This is a genomic window from Wolbachia endosymbiont of Drosophila incompta, from assembly GCF_001758565.1.
GTDB classification, from domain to species: domain Bacteria; phylum Pseudomonadota; class Alphaproteobacteria; order Rickettsiales; family Anaplasmataceae; genus Wolbachia; species Wolbachia pipientis.
Window position 1 is genome coordinate 632,120 of record NZ_CP011148.1, and the last position, 18,962, is coordinate 651,081.

Here is an 18,962-nt window from a genome sequence, read left to right on the forward strand (position 1 = left end):
TCTTAGCCTTTTTCTCATTACCGTTAATTTTATCTTCTTTTCCTCACTAATTTCCTTTCACAACTATGTCTTCTGTTGGGTTATTAATTCCACGTTTTCTACTATTGATTGCTTTAAGTGCTCTATTCCTTCTAACGCTTTTCCTGTTTTACCATCCATACCCTTCATTTCTATTTTGCAAAGACGCTTTTACTGCCTTTTATTACTTTTAACCCACAAGATACTGAATCCCCTACTCTTCCTACACCATGACCATTTGCAAACACTGTTTTTGATCCTTGAATCATTACTTTTCCTTCGTTAAAATTGTCTCCTTTCCTACAGACTGGGAAATCATTTACAAAAACATTATTACTGCCGCTAATGCAAAAATGTGGTGTTGCTTCTCCACAATAATCTCCTACTCGCACAACTGATTTATTCATTTTCCAATTAATTAAGTTCTATTCTATCTGCTTTCAGTTTTATTTCGCTCCTTGTCATCTCTATACTTGATTCCCCAGCTTTCAATGTTATTTTGTCCACTACTTCAATCTCTAAATGATGCTTCTCTTTATCATATAACAATCTTGTCCCATCTTGAATTTTTACACTATTTATTTCTTTTTTATTCTCTGGTGCAGGGTATTTTTCCTGATATATTCCTGCTAATACCACCCCTAATGATAGTTCTCCTAGCGCAGAAAGTATAATAACCTGTTCATCGATATCTGGAGGAGACCAATTTCTATCTTTTCCTGCTTTACTTGTTATCCATGGCAACCAATCTGTTAAAAATTCCCCTATTTGCACTTTTACTCTCGCTTTTTCATAATCTACCTCTTTCACAAGCCCAATACGTACAATGTTAGCTAACTTTCTTTGCAACTCTGAAATAGCAAAATTACTTTCCAACATTTATTTCACCGATTTCTATTTTGTGTGGCATAAATTTTCCCTCTTCCCAAATAGATCGACCCAAGTGTACTTCATGCACCCAGTCTACCATCCACACTAAATACGCGTCTAATTCTGGCCTAAATCCGTCAATTTCTGCTGATATAAATTCACCTGGCGAAACATTTTTTACGTTCCAAGTATTTTTATTTACTACTCTCGCAACCTCAGCAGCTAATTCTCTGACAATAATAGCTGCATTCTCTATTGTGCTATCAATCACAATTCGTGCCTCAAATCTTGCTTTCAGGGCTAATTCTTCTGTTCCTGAATCTTTTCCTTGCTCTAAACTTGACAATTCCACAAATACCGCTGGTGCTACTATTTCCCTTCTTATCATTGGATATATTTCACATGTCTGTATCGCTGGTATTTCTTTCTTCAACATTCTGCAAATTGCTTTGTGCAACTCAATTAAAATCATACTTTTACAATATAGTTTAATTCACGCTCAAAATATTTCTCAAATATCCCTTCTGTTTCATAATTAACTAGCTCCTTTATTATTTTTGATGCTTCTGGTTCCAGTCCTAATTTTACCTCTTGTGTTGCCATAAATCCTCCTATAAACTTATGTTTTCCTACTTTCGCTCCTTTTCTTGTTTGTGTTGCCATAAATCCTCCTATAAACTTATGTTTTCCTACTTTCGCTCCTTTTCTTGTTTGTCTCATCTTGCCAATTGCTGATACCCTAATATCATATAAATTTGCTCTCATTAATACATCTAACCTACTTGTCTTAGCCTTAAAAATTCTTAGCCTTTTTCTCATTACCGTTAATTTTATCTTCTTTTCCTCACTAATTTCCTTAGCTGCTTGCGTTTTTAACCATAGTGCTGTTTTGTTCAATGCCCTCACCGCTGCTTTTTCCACTTTTTTCCTTTCAGCATTTACATTTTCAATTACCTTATTAATATTATCAGTAACTTCTATATTAATAGGTCTGGTAGAGACTCATGACCTTGAAACCAGCGATTTGGTCTCATAACCATAGTCTCCCCAAAAGAACCGTGCTTGCGGATTTCCCGCACACGGCTCCACAATACAGCGTTCACACTAGTGCTCCTGTGTATAAAGAAACATATACCTTTGGTTTTGGTAATGGATTTACTTTTAAATAGTGTATAAATTGTTCCCAATCCATACTTTTCTTTTGACTACGTCGGTTTATCCACTTAAATGCTAACTTTGTTACCGGTCGATAGAATTGAATCAAACACCGATAATTTCCGCTAACTCCGAAGTAGCTATAGTGTCCTGTTAGTTTGGCTTTAAGTTTCTGCCACCAATCTTTGAGACAGATACGACTTCGTACCATCTTCAACCATTCTTTGATTTCTTTAATCTTTCTGGCTAGGCTTATTTTTGAAGTTTTCTGCTTCATCATAAGTTTACCATTACGACTTTTTCCACAATAATGTGTAAATCCTAGAAAGTTGAAGCTAGCCGTCCTACGTTTCTCTCTTTCTGCTTGATACCATTCTTTCTTACCAAACTTTACTATTTTTGTTTTATTTTCAGCTATTTCCAACCCAAATTTACTTAGTCTTTGTTTCAGTAATTCTAGAAATTCTTTTGCGTCTTCTTCCCTCTCGCAGCCAACTACAAAATCGTCGCAAAACCTTATTAGCTAATATATACTTACACTATGTGCATTAGAGGTTGTCCGGAAATAAGTAAAAGGCTATAATATCTGAAATTTTAGTACGGGGTAAAGATGAGAAAAAAGTATCCAACAGATCTAAGCGAAAGGGAATGGGCAAGAATAGAAAAACACTTCAGAGTATCATACAAGAAAGGAGGAAGGCCGCCAAAGTATAGCAAAAGAGAAATATTAGAAGCAATTTTCTATGTATTGCGTACAGGGTGTCAATGGCGGTATTTACCAAATGATTTTCCGCTATGGAAGACTGTGTATGAGCAGTTCAGGCAATGGAAGAAGCAGGGAATTTTTGAGAAAATGAATTATGAAATTACAAAATATAGTAGAAGAAAAATAGGAAGGAATGAGCAGCCGAGTGCCTGTATAGTAGATAGTCAATCTGTAAAGACTACAGAAAAGGGGGGATCAAAGGCTATGATGGAAGTAAAAAAGTAAAGGGTAGAAAAAGGCATATAATTACAGACACTCAGGGTTTTATACTAGGTTGTTACGTAGGCGCTGCTAACGAAAATGATAGAGATGGTATTAAAATAGCATTAAACAATATGAGAACAAAATATACTAAAGTTAAAAAAATGTGGGCTGACATGGGATACCAAGGAAGAAATTTAAAGAATCACATAAAGGAAGAATATGACATAGATATTGAAATTGTTAAAAGGCCTCCATGTAGATTTTGGGTGCACAAAGATACGCCACCTGAGCTACTACCAACAAGAGAACAAGGGTTTAAAGTACAGCCAAGAAGATGGGTTGTAGAAAGGACTTTTGCTTGGGTTAATAGGAATAGAAGGCTATCGAAGGAGTATGATTTACTCACAACATCCACTGAGAATTTCATATACCTAGCTATGAGTAGGGTTATGTTAAAGAGGGAATATGCTTGAATTTACTAGTTTCCGGACAACCTCTAATAGTGACGTTGTTTGTTATAAAAAATTTCTATATATTCAAATATAGCAGTTTTGATATGCTGTTTAGAGTGCCGAGAGGTGTCTATTGGTAACTCCCTTTTTAGAGAACTGAAGAAGCTTTCCACAACAGAATTGTCGTAACAACAACCTTTATAACTCATCTATGTTTTTTATGGATAAGAGATATTGATAACCTTGCGAAGTATATTGTGAACCTTGATCACTATGTAATAGTAGATTTTTGGCAGGTTTACGCTTGTTAACGGCCATTAATAAAGAGTCCATAACCAATTGTTTATTTATTGAACTGCTCATTAACTACCATGCGTGAATATAGATCAATTATTGTTGCCAAATATAGNNNNCCCTGCTGCTATTTCTTCCCCTAATCCCATACTTTATTTGGTTGATCGACAATAAAGTTTTGGTCTAATATATTGGGAGCTACTGTCCGTTTGTTGTTTCTTAATTTTAAATTTTCTTCTCAATATAGCCTGAATACCATTTTTCTGCATAATACTTTGCACTGTTTTTAAGTTGCAACTTTTACCCAAAGCCTTCAATTCAGCATGAATTTTAGGAGCTCCATATCTACATTTAGAAGCTTGATATATTTTTTGAATATCTGCTAATAACTCTTTATTTGCTGATTCTCTACTGCTTATTTTCCTTGTAGTCCACTTATAGTAGCCACTAGCAGAAAACCCTACATAATTCCTGCACTTTATAGTGTTTACTATGCTCTTTTATGAAAAAATATTTTACTCTTTTTGACTGGCCAGGGCTTTTTTTAAAATGTCTCTTTCTCTTGTTACTTTTGCTAACTCTTTCTGTAAATCAAATCTCTCTTTGTCATAAGGTGCTACATCTGGAAATGCATTTGCCGCTGACTTTTTTTCGTTATATTTCTTCATCCATTTTCCTAATACACTATCCCTTATTCCTAGATCTCTTGCTACTTTTGCAACTGGTTGACCTACCTTTCTTTGTTCATTTGCCAGCTTAACAGCTTCCAATTTGAATTCTGCCGTATATTCTCTTGCCATTTCTAATCCTCCAAAATTTTATTTTACCCGAAAAAACTCCTTTCTTTCTCTCCACTTTTTCTGGGTAAGGTCAAGAAGCCTATTGTCTAATTATGTACCTAAATTTTATTACGGCACTTTCACTACTACTTTAACGAGTGAGCTACCTTTCTATAAAAGACCTATCGACTGTTGCAATTATAGGCGTAAACAAGAATGATAAAAGAGTACGAGATTGAGTAACTATGTACACTTCTGCTGGCATACCAGGGTATAGGTATACGTTTTTAAACTGAGCAAGCTCTGGTTTTGGTATCACTACACGTACTGAATAATAACGCCCTAGTCTTGGATCATCAAGAGCGTCAGGAGAAATATGGCTTACTATACCACTAATTAAACTTAAACGACGTGCACTGTAAGCACTTAACCGGACTTTAACCTTTAGCCCTTCTAGCCCATCAATAGAGACTATGTTGCTATCTTTCTTTTGTGCCGACAGTACCTCTTCTATGTTTCTGGTCTGAATTTTAGCATCTATTATTAGGTCATCATCCGATGGCACTACGCTCATGATCGGAACTCCAGATTGTATAACACCACCTTCAGTATGGTATCTTATATCTGTGACTATCCCATCTTGAGGCGATTTAATTATTGTACGTGCTAATGAATCTTCAGCAACCATCAGCCTCTCTTTCAAGTCTGCAATAGACGTACTAACTTCCTTAAGTTCAGCGTTTGCTCTTTCTTGAGAATCGTTTCTCACGTTTATAATTTCTAATTCGTTCTCTCCAATTTTTTGCTGCACTTGAGATATTGCAGAACGGTAATGTCCAACTCTGCCTTCAATTTCAGCAAACTGCTTTTCTAAAGCTAAAATGTGTGGTTTGCTTATATGGCCACTATCAAGTAATTGTCTTTTTGTTTCCAACTCCTCAGTTATCAAGTCATATTGCTTATGAGCTGCATTTAGTTGAAAGTTTAGCCCCGCTAATTCATCATTTAACTGCTTTATACGTTGTTGCAGTATGTCTGTTTTTCCCAATATGCTCTTTCTCTGAGAGTTGAACAACTTTACTTGATTCTTTATCGCTTTATTTACAAGTTCATCGTGAGATAATTTTTTAACCTCATCAGGAAACTCGAGCGTGTCCAAATCTACTCTGATTGCAAGAAGCCTTGCTTCTGTTGCTAAAAATGATAAGAGCTTCTCTTTGATAATACTTAAATTCGCCTTCTCGTTAACATCACTCAACAAAACTAGAGGCTCATCTTTTTTAACTGCTTGGCTCTCTTTGACTAAAATTTTGCTTATTATTCCTCCACCCAAGTGTTGAACTATTTTCCTATTTGAAGATACAATAACTTCTCCACTTGCATGCACCGCACCGTCAATTGGAGCTATAGCCGACCAAATACCACCTATCCCAAAAAAGATAAGTATTACTACCAGACCAAAAAATAGTGGTCCCCATGTTACTCTCAGAACTTCATTTACGTTATCACTTTCACGTTTTAAAATAAAATTTATCATCGCATCAATCAATGCGAACGTCTTATCCAAAAATTTTGGGTACTTCTTCTTTTTATTTTTTGCTCCTTGCATATTTATATTATCACTATGGCCAATCAAGCCTGTCAAAGAAAATCCAGTGCTAAGCTTTTTTAACTTACTGATCATAATACTACTGTGAATTTGTGTTAACTCAAGATAACACACAAAAACAAAGAATCTATAATTTAAGCATTCCATTTAGACTGTAGAGCACCAGAATAAACTATTTAGTAACAATTCCTGCATAACTATGTTTTTAAAATTTTTTGACGTTTAACTTTATTATAACTTTTCCTTTATTTTGTGAATATCTGAGTTACTTATATTATGTAAGGAATCTATTGCCAACTAGTCAATATTCTGTTAGGAATTAAGATAATATAAAGTTATTATGTTTGGATTGGAAAGCAGAAAGTTCCTGATTACTGGTGCATCAGGCGGAATAGGGCAAGCAATTGTAAAAATTATGCACAAAGCCGGAGCAACTTTATGTGTTTCTGGCACAAAAAAAGAAGTGCTCGAAGAAGTTGCTAAACAATATGAAAAAAATATGCACGTACTCCCTTGTGATTTATCAAATGCTGAGGAAGTAAATCAACTAGTAAACAGAGCAAGTGAGTTGATGGAAGGCTTTGACGGGCTTGTATGCAACGCGGGCATTACGCAAGACAGTTTATTATTGAGAATGACAGATGAAACATGGCAAAAAGTAATTGATATTAACTTGAGTTCTACATTTAAGCTGAGTAGAGAAGCATGCAGGAAACTAATTAAGAATAATTGGGGAAGAATTATAAATATTTCCTCAATAATAGGGCTGACAGGAAACGCCGGGCAAGCAAATTATGCAGCGTCTAAAGCTGGAATAATAGCTATGAGCAAATCTATAGCAAAAGAAGTTGCAAGTCGTAATATAACAGTAAATTGTATTGCTCCTGGGTTTATAGATACTAAAATGACTGAAGTTTTAAATGAAGTGCAAAAGGGAAAAATATTAGATAATATTCCAATGAAAAGAATGGGAACAGGGGAAGAAATAGCAGCAGGGGTCTTATTTTTAGCAAGTGATGAAGCAAAATATATAACAGGGCATGTGCTTAACATTAATGGTGGGTTATTTATGTAGCAACACTTATGTATGGACAAATTATAATTTTTACTTTAAAATAAAAATATGTGTAGGTGTAGGTTTACGTTAATTTATTATTTAGAGGCAAAAAAATGAGCTCTATAATGGAATTTTTTAGTGTTTTTTGCGTAGTATTGCTTTTCTCTTTCTCAGGTTATGCAGCTGACCCTGATATGGATGACACAACTAAAGTAATATGCAATATTATTGGTTATGTTTGGGGGATAGGCGGTCCACTTATGACGGTAGTAATAATTGGTGCAGCTTTGCTTGCAATATTTGGCAGGATGCCGTGGCCAGCCCTCTTTGCTCTTGGCATGTTCTGTGGTGTATTTTTTGGCGCTAAAACTATCATAACGAAAATTATGCCCAATGTAAGCGATGAAGCAAAAGCTATGTTGGAAAATTGTGGAAAGAGAAACCCATAAAAGTACAGAAATGCTTTTTTGTTATCCATTAAATCGCTTCATATCTTCAACTTGCAACAAATAAGGGCTATCTTTTGGTAAAGTTTTAACAGCTAGCTCAGCATATTTTGTAAATTGCTTTAAATCACCTTCAATACAAGCCTTTTTTGTCAAAGCAAAATAATGCATTGCCGTATCAGCGTCACATTTATATGCAACGCTTAAATATTTCCAGACAAAAGCGTTATTTGGTTCTACATTCAAAATCTGCTCCAGGTAAAAAATTGCCTTTTTTGCATCACCGTGTAATAATAAAGTATGAGATAATGCAAGTTTCACTAAATAACTGTTTTTCTCAGATAAATACCTAAGCGATTCCTCATACATTTTTATTGCTTCACTTAAATTTCCAGCCTTGTATAGCATTTCTGCTTTTAATTCATATAGGTATGGGTCATTGCGTGACTCTTGAATCAATGAATTAACTTTAGCAATAGCCTCCTCTATCTTTCCTTGCCTATAGCAAACTATAGCATTTACATACTCAGAATTATCTTCATATTTATTAGATAACACATGAATAGGAGCAAAGAAAGAGTCTAGCTTTGCAACCACACGCTCAAACTTTAGTAACTTATCCGCAAAAATTGGTTTTACGTTGTTTTTGACCTTATAATTCTGTACAGCAAATATACGTTTCTCACTAAGTGGGTGAGTACGGAAATATTCCTCGGTATTCTCATGCTCAATACTTTTAAAATAATCAAAAATCTCTTTCATACCTGAATTATTATAGCCAGATTCATCAAGGTACCTTAAAGCATAGCTATCTGCTACACTTTCTTGCTCTTGAGAATAGTTAAAAAATAGCCTTGAACTGAGTGCTACACCACTAAGCAAAATTGCACCAGCAACCTGAGGGTTAATGATAATACTAGAAACTAATCCTACCATATAACTAATCATTGCTATCGATTGAAAATAACCCATAGCACTACTCATTTGCAATATATGACCAGCAGATATGTGAGCAATCTCATGTGCTAATATACCAAGCAAGACATAAGGTTTAGCCGAATATCGTAAAAGCCCTAAATGAATGAAGATACTGTTATTGTTAATTACAAAAGCATTAATCGAACTGTCATTAATTACAAAAACTTTCACTTGATCATGATCAATATCTGCAGCAGAAAATAAAGGTTGCGCTAGCTCTTTCACTATTGCTTCCACCTCACTATCTCTAATAATGTTAATAGAGTAAGCATTATTATAATATGCAAGAAAGAACAATAAGGTCAAAAACTTAGCAATTCTAAACATGAAAATTCTGTGCTTGTATAATTTACAGGAATTTTATATTTTAACACTTAAATTATACAAATTTATAAACGCTAGTTTAATTTTTTAACGTAACTGATAAGTTTGTCGATGGTAGTTAACTTAATTTTATGTTGTTCAGCAAATTTAAGCAACTGAGGTAAGCGCATCATAGAGCCATCATCATTCACTAATTCACACCCTACAGCTGCATGATTAAGACCAACCAACTTTGCTATTTCAACACTTGCTTCAGTGTGACCATTGCGTGCTAAAACCCCGCCTTCATTTGCAATAATAGGGAAAACATGCCCTGGAGTAATAATATCGTCCTTAGTACTCTTTTCATCAATGGCAGTAAGTATCGTATGCGTTCTATCATGAGCAGAAACACCTGTTGTAATGCCATAACGCGCATCAATTGACGTAGTAAATGCAGTATGAGGAGTAAGCTTTTCATCTACATTGCTCTTCCTCATAAACTCAAGATTTAGTTTACTCATATGAAGCTTTGTCATAGCTAAAAATACAATACCAGTACCGTATCTAACCATAAAAGCCATATGTTCTGGTTTTACTTTTTCAGCTAAGACAACCAAATCACCTTCATTCTCTCTACTTTCATCATCAACTAAAATGAAGAATTTACCGGAACGAGCATCCTCTAATACATCTTCCACAGAAGAAATACCGGGTAGACTCATTGAAGCATAAGTGGCCTGTACCATAATAATTTACTTAAATTCAATCTTAACTATTTTATACAATTTCTCTCCATTTGGCACTGTCACTTCCACATACTCACCGACTTTTTTGCCGATTAAGGCACTCCCGAGTGGTGAACTAGTAGATATTAACTGCTTTGAAACATCAGCTTCATATTCGCCTACAACCTTATAAACATATTCCACTTCACCGTTATTATCACTTAACATTCTTAATGTCACAGTTGCACCAAATATTACTGAATCACCAGACAAATTTTTTACTTCTATTACTTCCGCATGTGAGAGCTTACTTTCTATCTCCATTATACGGCCTTCAATAAAACCTAACCTTTCCCGTGCAGCATGATACTCTGCGTTTTCAGACAAATCACCTTGATCACGAGCATCAGAAATAGCTTGTATAACAGAAGGCTTTTCTTCCTTTAATTTTTCAAGTTCGGCTTGCATATTCTCAAAACCTTCCCTCGTCATAGGAAATTTATTAATAATAGATGAAGCCATAATTACCACCTAAACGCAATTAAATTGAGTAACAAAATTACTCACAATATTAAAAATATCACCTTTTATATCACCATTCATGTCATTTGACAACTTTTTTAAAACCCCAGGGTGTACAGTACGAAAATAATTAACAAGATCATGTTCAAATTTATTAACGTTACTTATTTGTATTTTACTTAACTGATTATACAGGTTAGAAAAAATATACATCAGCACTACTTGCTCTTCTATTGACATAGGTAAATGTTGTTTTTGCTTTAATAACTCAACAAGATATTTACCCTTATTCAAGGATAATTGAACACTAGCATCAAGATCAGAACCAAATTTTGCAAAATCTTCTAATTCTCTATACTGAGCTAAGCTTAGCTTTATAGAACCAGCAACTTTTTTCACAGACTTTAATTGTGCAGCAGAACCAACCCGTGAAACCGACAAACCTATATTTACTGCAGGTCGAAATCCTTTATAAAATAATTCAGACTCAAGAAAGATCTGCCCATCGGTAATTGAAATAACATTTGTTGGCACATATGCGGATACATCACCAGCTTGAGTTTCGACAATTGGCAAAGCAGTTAAAGAACCCTGCCCTTTTTTATCAGACATTTTAGCAGCTCTTTCAAGCAAGCGAGAATGTACATAGAATATATCTCCAGGGTAAGCTTCACGACCAGGAGGACGTCTGAGCAATAAAGACATCTGCCTATATGCCACAGCATGCTTAGATAAATCATCATATATAATCAAACAATGCATTCCATTGTCACGGAAAAATTCCCCAATAGTGCAACCAGCATAAGGTGCTAAAAATTGCATAGGCGCGCAGTCAGATGCACTAGCCACAACTACAGTTGTATACTCTAATGCTCCGCTTTCTTTCAGCTTATTTACCACTTTTGCTACTGTTGAAATTTTTTGCCCAATAGCAACATAAACACAGTAAACTTTTTGATTTTCGTTTACCTCATCGTTAATCTTCTTCTGATTGATAATAGTATCAAGCGCAATAGTAGTTTTACCAATTTGTCTATCACCAATAATTAATTCACGCTGCCCTCTACCTATTGGAATTAGCAAATCTATAATTTTAATTCCTGTTTGCAGTGGCTCATGCACAGACTTACGATCAATAATGCCTGGCGCTTTAGATTCTATATCCATTCTGTTTTTGGCTCTAATTTCCCCACCGTCGTCCATAGGATGGCCCAACGCATTTACAACTCTCCCTAACAATTCATGCCCTACAGGCACCTGCACAACATCACCACTACATTTTACAACGTCCCCTTCTTTCACATCACGGTCATTACCAAGCACAACTATTCCAGCCGTATTATGATCTAAATCGAGAACTATTCCTTCTACACCACTTGCAAAAAATACCTTTTCACCGAATTTTGCTTTTTCCAGCCCATAAACCAATGCGATACCATCTGTTACTGAAATTACTTCACCTATATTTTCCCGCTTTATAGGATTATCAAACATCTCAACCTTTTCTCTTATTATACTTGCTATCTCAGAAACATTCATACTGTTCTTCATACAAAATTCCTTACTTTTAATATTTCCATTTTACTTAAGTCAACTAACCTATCCAAGTAACTTTTTAGCGAAGCATCGATCAAATTAAAACCATACCTAACTACGAAGCCACCTAGTATAGAAGGGTCAACCACATTGCTTACTTTTATTATTTTACCAAGAAAGCTCAAAGATTCAGTAATTATTTTTATATCAGATTCCTTTAAAGTTTCTGCTGACTTTATAGTAATTTCGAATTCATTTTCATTTTCTCTTGCAAGACTTAAGAATTTTTCTAATATAAGGATCAATAAACTAGAGCGTTTATTTGCAAATATAACCATAATAAATTTTACTAAATTCTCACTCAAGTGCTCATTTATAGAAAGCATCACTTCTTTTTTGTGTGCAAAAGAAATCATAGGATGAGATAGGTACACAAAAACATCACGTTGATCCTTAAAAAAAGCCAACAAAAATTCTACTTCTTTCCTTATAATACCTAACCTGCTTCCTGAGACATGAAATAGCACTCTAGCGTAAGATGAAACTAAATTATTGTATTGGGTCTTTTTCATATTAAATCCAGTAAATCTAAATTAATTCAGCTACAAATCTTTCATTCTTCAATCCAAGCATTTTTTATATAAACAGGTCTTCTCTTTAAGGAAAGAAAATATAAATCATATCTGACTGAATAATCTAAAAAACTAAGGTTTTTACTTAAGAAATACTTAGAAGAATTTATAATAGACTGACATTGAAGATGAGATATCGGTATTTCTTTTCCAAGTAAACTTGTTTTAACTTCTATAAAAATCAGCTCCTTTTTTTTAGATACAATTAAGTCAATTTCACCGAACTTACAACGGTAACGGCGTTTTATAACATTATACCATTTCAGTTTTAAATATACTAAAACTAATAACTCGCCAAAGTAACCTACAAAGTAGCGTAACCTACTTACCACAAGAAGAACAATTATGATAACAATTAACTTTGTGTAACTACTTTGCCTCCTTCTTTATTTTTACTATAAACCTTACCTCTTGCTGCAATATCCCTATCAACCAGTTCTATCACTGCCATTGAAGCGCAATCACCCTTTCGAGTGCTAAATTTTATTATTCTAGAATACCCACCTTTACGATCTTGATAACGGCTGGCTAAGACGTTTAATAACTTATCAACTGCTAACTTACTATTATGAAGGCGTGAAAGCAAAAGTCTTCTACCATGTAAAGTATTCTTATTCTTAGCAATTGTAATAAACTTTTCGACATATGGACGAAGTTCCTTAGCTTTTGGTAAAGTAGTTACAATCTGCTCATGGTTAATTAATGAGATAGATAGATTCTTTAACGTCGATAATCTATGTTCAGTACAACGAGATAGTTTACGTTTTTTTATTCCATGTTTCATATATCACCTAATCTTCATCAGTATGTTGTTTAGCCAACTCATCTATATCCTTAGGTGGCCAGTTTAGCACATTCATACCCAAAGACAAGCCAAAATTAGTCAAAACTGCCTTAATCTCATTCAAAGACTTTCTGCCAAAATTAGCAGTTCTTAACATTTCACCTTCTGTCTTTTGTACAAGATCACCTATATAAGTGATGTTTTCGTTTTTCAGACAGTTATGAGACCTGACAGATAATTCCATTTCATCTACCTTACGCAATAAGACAGGGTCATAACCCAAATCTTTAGCACCACTAGACGAAGAAACCTGCGATTTTTTATAACTTACATCAGAACTAATAAAGGGCTGAAGTTGCTCCTGTAATATTCTTGCAGCAGAGTCAACAGCTTGACTCGGAGAAATTGTACCATCAGTTTCAATTGACAATATCAGCTTATCCTTATCAGTCACTTGGCCAACACGACTGTTCTCTACCCTGTACGAAACCCTGTTGACAGGGCTATACAAAGCATTAACTGGAATAAAACCAATTAAATCCTGTTCACTCATAAGCTTCAAAAGTTCATTTTCTTTATATTTAGTTACAGGAAGATAACCTTTTCCGCTAGCCACATATATGGTCATGTTAAGCTCCACATTTTGCCCCAGCGTACATATTAACAAATCTTTATTAACAATAGAGCATTGATCATCAGTTTCTATCATCCCAGCTAATACCTGGCAAGGCCCTTTAGCGTTTAAATTTAAGCATTTATTAGAAGCACCATTTAATTTACACCTCAACATACCCATATTTAATACTATATCAGTTACGTCTTCTCTCACCCCTTGAATTGAAGTGAACTCATGAGTTACACCTTCAATTTTTATTCCATAAACAGCACTACCTTTAAGAGAAGATAACATTACACGTCTTAATGCATTGCCTAATGTTAAAGCAAAACCACTTTCCAACGGTTCTAGCACTATATCACTTTTTTCACTTGAATCATCTGATATTACCTTAACTGAACTAGGTTTAATCAATTTATCTAAATTGCTACAGAGAGAAACATCATTATTATAATACATAAAACAACCTTTTCAAATATCCTATACTCTTCTTTTTTTTCTTAACCTGCACCCATTATGAGGAATTGCGGTTTTATCTGCAATTGAAGTCACAGTCAACCCACAGCTCTGAAGTGCTTTAACCGCAGCTTCGGTACCAAAGCCAGGGCCGCGAATTATTACAGAGACAACCTTCATACCAAATCTCTCCATTGCGTTCTTCGCAGCAGACTCCGCAGCCTTACCTGCAGCATAAGGTGTGGATTTTCTCGAACCTGAAAAACCACATGCACCCACAGAAGTTTGACATAGCGTATTACCATGAACATCAGTTACATTTACAAAAGTATTATTAAAAGTTGCACGAATATGGACAACACCAGTAATAAACTCCTTCTTACTCTTACTAACCGTTTTGACTTTTTTCATTAAAACTCACAATAATAATAAATTTTATTTTTTCCCAGCAATAGGCAACCGAGATCTACCTTTACGAGTCTTAGCATTAGTATGAGTCCTTTGCCCTCTCACAGGTAAACCTTTTCTATGTCTCACCCCTCTATAGCATCCCATTTCCACTAAAGATTTTATGTTCATAGCCACTTCTTTTCTGAGCTCACCTTCTATAACATAATTTTGTCTAATGAAACCGCTGATCTTTTCTATATCTTCATCTCGTAATTCTGAAACACGTTTGCGCTTATCAACTTCGCAAGCGTGACAAATTACATTCGCAGTAGCAATACCTATACCATATATATAAGTTAATGCAAAAGGAACACATTTCCTCACTGGAATATTTATGCCTGCAATACGTGCCACTGGTACCTCGATACTTTATTAATAACAACTCTTAATTTATACCATAAAACAACTCAGAGTCAAACCAAATTACAAGAAATTTTACTTTCAATCTCTTGCGTTACCTCATCAACACTCAAATTAGCGTCAATTGTTAATAATTTGCCTTTATAATACTCGCGTAAACCTTTCATTTGAAGGTGATATTCACTTATTCTCTTATTAATTGCAGACATATCAGCATCATCAATTCTTTTCTCTAACCTCGTACTTTTACATTTAGCACAAGTAGTACTCTTAAAAGAAGATACACTATATATGCTTTTACAGTCCAAACACGCGAGACGATTTTTTAACCTATCGATTGCAATATTATCGTCAAGCTGCAGCTCAACTACAATGTCAACATCCCTATTATATTTTTCTTGCAAAACTTGAGTCAAAAAATGAGCCTGGTTTAAATTTCTCGGAAAACCATCTAATAAGCAATTATCATCCACTAATGCAAGCTGGTCACGTAATAATCCACATATAATTTCATCTTGAATTAAATTACCAGATTCCACGGTACCCTTTATTTTTTTACCTAACTCACTACTGCTAGATATAATATTCCTTAATAAATCCCCTACTGAAATTAATTTTAAATTATATTTTGCTATTAACAAGCTTGACTGAGTACCTTTACCAGAACCTGGAGGACCAAAAATCGTAATGATCATCTTACTTTCCTCGTTTTAGACTCATATTTCTTTATCCAGTTGTCGTACCTATTTGAAAAAATATAAGATTGTATTTGCATAATAGTATCAGTAATAACGTTCACTATAATCAGTAAGCTCGTCCCACCAAAAATAAATGGTATATCATAATAATATCTCATAACTTCAGGTACAGTACATATGACTACCAAATACGCAGAGCCAATGAATGTCAACTTAAAAACTATATCTTGAAGGTAATCAGAAGTATGTTTCCCAGGCCTTCTACCAGGTATAAAACCACCATTTTTTTTAAGAAAATCTGCGTTTTCCTCTGGATTAAATATAAAATTGGTATAGAAAAAATTAAAAAATACTATCAGCACCAAATAGGCTACAATATATACTACTTTATTTGCCATAAAGTAATTCAAAATAAAATCAGAAAAAGCGTGCCCCTTATAGAAATTTGCAATTGAAATAGGTGTCAATAAAATTGCATTAGCAAAAATGGTTGGTACTACACCAGATAAATTAATCTTCAATGGAATATAAGTAAAATCGTCATTATGTAATCTTTTAAATTGCTTTTTAGGATGTTGAACAATAACCTTTCTATAAGAAGACTCTACAAAAATGACTAAGAGTAGCAGCAAAAAAAACAATACCAAAACAAAAAGGATAATAAATAACGATACGCTACCGTTTTTATTTAACGTTAACAAAGATGACAAAGCGCTGTGTAACTCTGATATTATACCCGTGAAAATGATTAATGAGATACCATTGCCTATACCGCTAGCGCTGATTCGTTCACCAAGCCATATTAAAAGCATAGTTCCACCTAAAAGGCTGAAAACACCTATTGTACGAAACATAACACCAGGTTCGATTACAACCAATACCCCTTCCCTATTCATCCCTTCCAATCCAACCAAAATTGGAATTGATTGAAATACACAAATTACTATGGTCAGATAGCGTATATAAGAATTCATCTTTCTACGGCCTGACTCTCCATCATTCTTAACTTCCTTCATTCCTTTAATCGCAGAAGAAAGTAACTGAATAATGATAGAAGCCATTATATATGGCATAACGTTCAATGCTAGAATTGTCATTCTAGCCAATGCACCACCAGAAAATAAATTAAATACTCCAAAAACGCCTGAGCCATCTTTGGGAAATATATCATTAATTACATCAAGATTAATTCCAGGAATAGGCACATAAGTACCCAAGCGATAGCAAATTAAAGCTATTAGCGTAAAAAATATACGCTTTAATAAATCGCCTTTATATAACAACGTAGGATCCAAGCTATTAAATGCTGATTTATTGCCCATGACTTACGATAGTATTTCCACACTACCACCAACTGAAGCTACAGATTTTTTTGCAGCTTCTGACGCAAAATCAACATGAAACACAAATTTTTCGCTCAACTTACCTTTATTAAGAAGTTTAATTTTATCCTTAATAGACTTTATAAAACCTAATTTATACAGCCTCTCCTTATCTATAACAGAGTCTTTCACTATTTTTTTAGCTTCCATTAAGCGCTGTATATCGCCAACATTAATTATAGAGTATATGCTCCTACGTATAGGCTTAAAACCTCTTTTAGGCAAACGAGTATATATAGACTGTTGTCCACCCTCAAAACCATTTATAGAAACTCCACTTCTAGCCTTCTGCCCTTTATGCCCTCTACCGGATGTTTTACCTTTACCACAACCGATACCTCTACCCAGCAACTTAGGCTTCTTTTTCTTAGATAATTTAGTAAATATAGAGTTTAATTTTACAGCATTATTCATACTTTACCTGTTTCCAACTATCTCGCTAATCTTTTTGCCTCTTTTGCTTGCTACCTGACGAGGAGATAACATACTATCAAAAGCCTTAAACACCGCACATATAACGTTATGAGGATTATTTGATCTAGTGGATTTAGCTACCACATCCTTTATACCTAACACCTCAAAAACTGATCTAATCGCTCCACCAGCAATAATACCTGTTCCGGCTCTTGCGGTTCTTAAAACTATCTCACCAGAACAAAATTTAGCTTTAATATCATGATGCAAAGTTCTACCTTCACGCAAGTACACTCTAATCATTGATTTCTTTGCAGCATTTACAGCTTTGACTCTTGCTTCAGCAACTTCTGCGTGCTTACCTATTCCACACCCTACCCTACCCTTCTCATCGCCAACAACAACCAAAATTGAAAATGAAAATCTTCTACCACCTTTGGTAACCGTTGTCACTCTTCGTACCGAAACTAAAAGCTCTGATAAATCATTATTATTTTGTAAATTCTTTATAGCCATATTCAAAACCTTCTAAAATTCAAATCCAGAACTTCTTAAAGCCTCAGCAAATTGAGAAACTAATCCTGTGTATTTATACGCTCCACGATCAAACGTAAGCTGCTGCTCTAATTTCATGCCAGACAGACGCTCAACCATTAAAGAAGAAACCTGTTTTATAGTTTCAGCGTTGACTTTCCCTTTACATACATCCTTAATTTTAGCATCCAAAGTAGAAGCTGAAGTGAGAGTTATTCCTTTTACATCATTAATTAACTGGACATAAAAATGCCTATTAGATTTAAATATGGATATACGTAAACGTTCAGCGCTCTTGTCAAGCTTCGCTCTATTACGTAACTTCCTTTTTTCAGAATTACTTAAAAAATTATACGATCTTTTCATTTTTATTACTTCTTTTTACTTACAACCTTACGCAGCATAAATTTGCCTTTTATTACAACACCCTTACCTTTATAAGGATCATATTTTCTAATTTTGCATATATCAGACGCCACCATATAGACCTTCTGCTTATCCATACCACTAACTACTAAGTGAGTTGGCTTTATGCACTTAATCTCAACATCTTTAGGCACTTTATATTTAACATTATGGCTATAACCAAGATATAAAGTCAAATACTTACCATCACACTCTGCCTTATATCCCACACCGTTAATCTCAAGATTAACAGAAAAACCATCAACCATGCCGTTAATGATATTATTAATATTACTCCTATAAGTGCCCCACATAGGCTTTATTTTATCATAATTATCTTTATCTTGATCAACAGAAAGCAATAGCTGATTATCAATAATCTGACACACAACATCCCTGATCAAGCTAACTTCCTTTTCAGCCTTAGCACTCTTTATTAACATACTACCATTATTATATTCAACTGAAACACCAGCAGGAATATTGATAGGAGCAGCACCTATACGAGACATGA

Annotated in this window: 24 protein-coding genes and 2 pseudogenes; 3 read left to right on the plus strand and 23 right to left on the minus strand. The window is 34.5% G+C overall.

Features of this window, described 5'->3' with window-relative positions; all coding sequences use genetic code 11:
- Positions 1–170: 170 nt before the first annotated feature.
- The 5 genes from WG67_RS02685 to WG67_RS02705 all read right to left on the minus strand — a co-directional run bounded on the left by WG67_RS02685 (position 171) and on the right by WG67_RS02705 (position 2,563).
- Positions 171–425 carry a PAAR domain-containing protein gene (locus tag WG67_RS02685; RefSeq protein ID WP_010082105.1) on the minus strand — a complete coding sequence of 85 codons (255 nt, stop codon included), beginning with the start codon at positions 423–425 and terminating at the stop codon, positions 171–173.
- A 7-nt stretch (positions 426–432) separates the two neighbouring features.
- Entirely contained in the window at positions 433–897 is a 465-nt protein-coding gene (locus WG67_RS02690; RefSeq protein WP_012673195.1) for a phage baseplate assembly protein V, read from the minus strand.
- Positions 884–1,360, minus strand: a complete 477-nt coding sequence (locus WG67_RS02695) for a hypothetical protein (RefSeq protein ID WP_010962732.1) — start codon at positions 1,358–1,360, stop codon at positions 884–886. The genes WG67_RS02690 and WG67_RS02695 overlap by 14 nt, the downstream gene beginning before the upstream one ends.
- On the minus strand, positions 1,357–1,875 hold the full coding sequence (locus WG67_RS02700; protein WP_070356876.1) for a phage tail protein: 519 nt from the start codon (positions 1,873–1,875) through the stop codon (positions 1,357–1,359). The genes WG67_RS02695 and WG67_RS02700 overlap by 4 nt, the downstream gene beginning before the upstream one ends.
- A gap of 112 nt (positions 1,876–1,987) precedes the next feature.
- A complete protein-coding gene (locus WG67_RS02705) occupies positions 1,988–2,563 on the minus strand; it encodes a reverse transcriptase domain-containing protein (RefSeq protein WP_227738635.1) in 576 nt (191 codons plus the stop codon).
- Positions 2,564–2,653: 90 nt separating this feature from the next.
- On the opposite strand from WG67_RS02705, the pseudogene WG67_RS06185 reads away from it, so the two are divergent.
- Positions 2,654–3,486, plus strand: a pseudogene (locus WG67_RS06185) (IS5 family transposase).
- Positions 3,487–3,509: 23 nt separating this feature from the next.
- On the opposite strand, the pseudogene WG67_RS08365 reads toward WG67_RS06185, so the two are convergent.
- Both WG67_RS08365 and WG67_RS02725 read right to left on the minus strand, forming a co-directional pair.
- Positions 3,510–4,559, minus strand: a pseudogene (locus WG67_RS08365) (IS3 family transposase).
- Positions 4,560–4,701: 142 nt separating this feature from the next.
- Entirely contained in the window at positions 4,702–6,222 is a 1,521-nt protein-coding gene (locus tag WG67_RS02725; RefSeq protein WP_179945706.1) for an HlyD family type I secretion periplasmic adaptor subunit, read from the minus strand.
- Positions 6,223–6,487: 265 nt separating this feature from the next.
- On the opposite strand from WG67_RS02725, the gene fabG reads away from it, so the two are divergent.
- Positions 6,488–7,222, plus strand: coding sequence for a 3-oxoacyl-[acyl-carrier-protein] reductase (fabG, locus tag WG67_RS02730; RefSeq protein WP_010962736.1), 735 nt, complete (start codon positions 6,488–6,490; stop codon positions 7,220–7,222).
- A 95-nt stretch (positions 7,223–7,317) separates the two neighbouring features.
- The gene (locus WG67_RS02735) at positions 7,318–7,653 is read left to right on the plus strand and encodes a TrbC/VirB2 family protein (protein ID WP_070356877.1); all 336 of its coding nucleotides are present in this window, start codon (positions 7,318–7,320) and stop codon (positions 7,651–7,653) included.
- Positions 7,654–7,674: 21 nt separating this feature from the next.
- Here the strand turns inward: WG67_RS02735 and WG67_RS02740 are convergent, their stop codons facing one another.
- The 16 genes from WG67_RS02740 to rplF all read right to left on the minus strand — a co-directional run bounded on the left by WG67_RS02740 (position 7,675) and on the right by rplF (position 18,960).
- Positions 7,675–8,955 carry a M48 family metalloprotease gene (locus WG67_RS02740; protein ID WP_070356878.1) on the minus strand — a complete coding sequence of 427 codons (1,281 nt, stop codon included), beginning with the start codon at positions 8,953–8,955 and terminating at the stop codon, positions 7,675–7,677.
- Between the two features lie 71 nt (positions 8,956–9,026).
- Positions 9,027–9,680 carry a 3,4-dihydroxy-2-butanone-4-phosphate synthase gene (gene ribB / locus WG67_RS02745; RefSeq protein ID WP_070356879.1) on the minus strand — a complete coding sequence of 218 codons (654 nt, stop codon included), beginning with the start codon at positions 9,678–9,680 and terminating at the stop codon, positions 9,027–9,029.
- A gap of 6 nt (positions 9,681–9,686) precedes the next feature.
- A complete protein-coding gene (gene greA / locus WG67_RS02750) occupies positions 9,687–10,181 on the minus strand; it encodes a transcription elongation factor GreA (protein ID WP_010962740.1) in 495 nt (164 codons plus the stop codon).
- Positions 10,182–10,190: 9 nt separating this feature from the next.
- Positions 10,191–11,732, minus strand: a complete 1,542-nt coding sequence (gene atpA, locus WG67_RS02755) for a F0F1 ATP synthase subunit alpha (protein ID WP_070356880.1) — start codon at positions 11,730–11,732, stop codon at positions 10,191–10,193.
- Entirely contained in the window at positions 11,729–12,289 is a 561-nt protein-coding gene (atpH, locus tag WG67_RS02760) for an ATP synthase F1 subunit delta (protein WP_010962742.1), read from the minus strand. The genes atpA and atpH overlap by 4 nt, the downstream gene beginning before the upstream one ends.
- 41 nt (positions 12,290–12,330) lie before the next feature.
- Positions 12,331–12,681 carry a YraN family protein gene (locus WG67_RS02765; protein WP_012673177.1) on the minus strand — a complete coding sequence of 117 codons (351 nt, stop codon included), beginning with the start codon at positions 12,679–12,681 and terminating at the stop codon, positions 12,331–12,333.
- Between the two features lie 23 nt (positions 12,682–12,704).
- Positions 12,705–13,133: a 50S ribosomal protein L17 gene (rplQ, locus tag WG67_RS02770; RefSeq protein WP_007550873.1), complete on the minus strand. Its 429-nt coding sequence runs from the start codon at positions 13,131–13,133 to the stop codon at positions 12,705–12,707.
- A gap of 7 nt (positions 13,134–13,140) precedes the next feature.
- On the minus strand, positions 13,141–14,208 hold the full coding sequence (locus tag WG67_RS02775) for a DNA-directed RNA polymerase subunit alpha (protein ID WP_012673178.1): 1,068 nt from the start codon (positions 14,206–14,208) through the stop codon (positions 13,141–13,143).
- 21 nt (positions 14,209–14,229) lie between these two features.
- Positions 14,230–14,616 (minus strand): 30S ribosomal protein S11, encoded by a 387-nt coding sequence (gene rpsK / locus WG67_RS02780; protein ID WP_015589137.1) that lies wholly within the window; start codon positions 14,614–14,616, stop codon positions 14,230–14,232.
- A gap of 24 nt (positions 14,617–14,640) precedes the next feature.
- On the minus strand, positions 14,641–15,009 hold the full coding sequence (gene rpsM, locus WG67_RS02785) for a 30S ribosomal protein S13 (protein ID WP_010962745.1): 369 nt from the start codon (positions 15,007–15,009) through the stop codon (positions 14,641–14,643).
- Positions 15,010–15,068: 59 nt separating this feature from the next.
- On the minus strand, positions 15,069–15,710 hold the full coding sequence (locus WG67_RS02790) for an adenylate kinase family protein (protein WP_007550178.1): 642 nt from the start codon (positions 15,708–15,710) through the stop codon (positions 15,069–15,071).
- Complete coding sequence (gene secY, locus WG67_RS02795; RefSeq protein WP_010962747.1) at positions 15,707–17,035, minus strand: preprotein translocase subunit SecY; 1,329 nt, start codon at positions 17,033–17,035, stop codon at positions 15,707–15,709. The genes WG67_RS02790 and secY overlap by 4 nt, the downstream gene beginning before the upstream one ends.
- Positions 17,036–17,038: 3 nt before the next feature.
- Positions 17,039–17,509, minus strand: a complete 471-nt coding sequence (gene rplO / locus WG67_RS02800; RefSeq protein ID WP_006279863.1) for a 50S ribosomal protein L15 — start codon at positions 17,507–17,509, stop codon at positions 17,039–17,041.
- Between the two features lie 3 nt (positions 17,510–17,512).
- Positions 17,513–18,025: a 30S ribosomal protein S5 gene (gene rpsE / locus WG67_RS02805; protein WP_010962748.1), complete on the minus strand. Its 513-nt coding sequence runs from the start codon at positions 18,023–18,025 to the stop codon at positions 17,513–17,515.
- A 12-nt stretch (positions 18,026–18,037) separates the two neighbouring features.
- Positions 18,038–18,409, minus strand: coding sequence for a 50S ribosomal protein L18 (rplR, locus tag WG67_RS02810; protein ID WP_006279867.1), 372 nt, complete (start codon positions 18,407–18,409; stop codon positions 18,038–18,040).
- Between the two features lie 5 nt (positions 18,410–18,414).
- Entirely contained in the window at positions 18,415–18,960 is a 546-nt protein-coding gene (gene rplF, locus WG67_RS02815) for a 50S ribosomal protein L6 (protein ID WP_007551152.1), read from the minus strand.
- Positions 18,961–18,962: the final 2 nt, after the last annotated feature.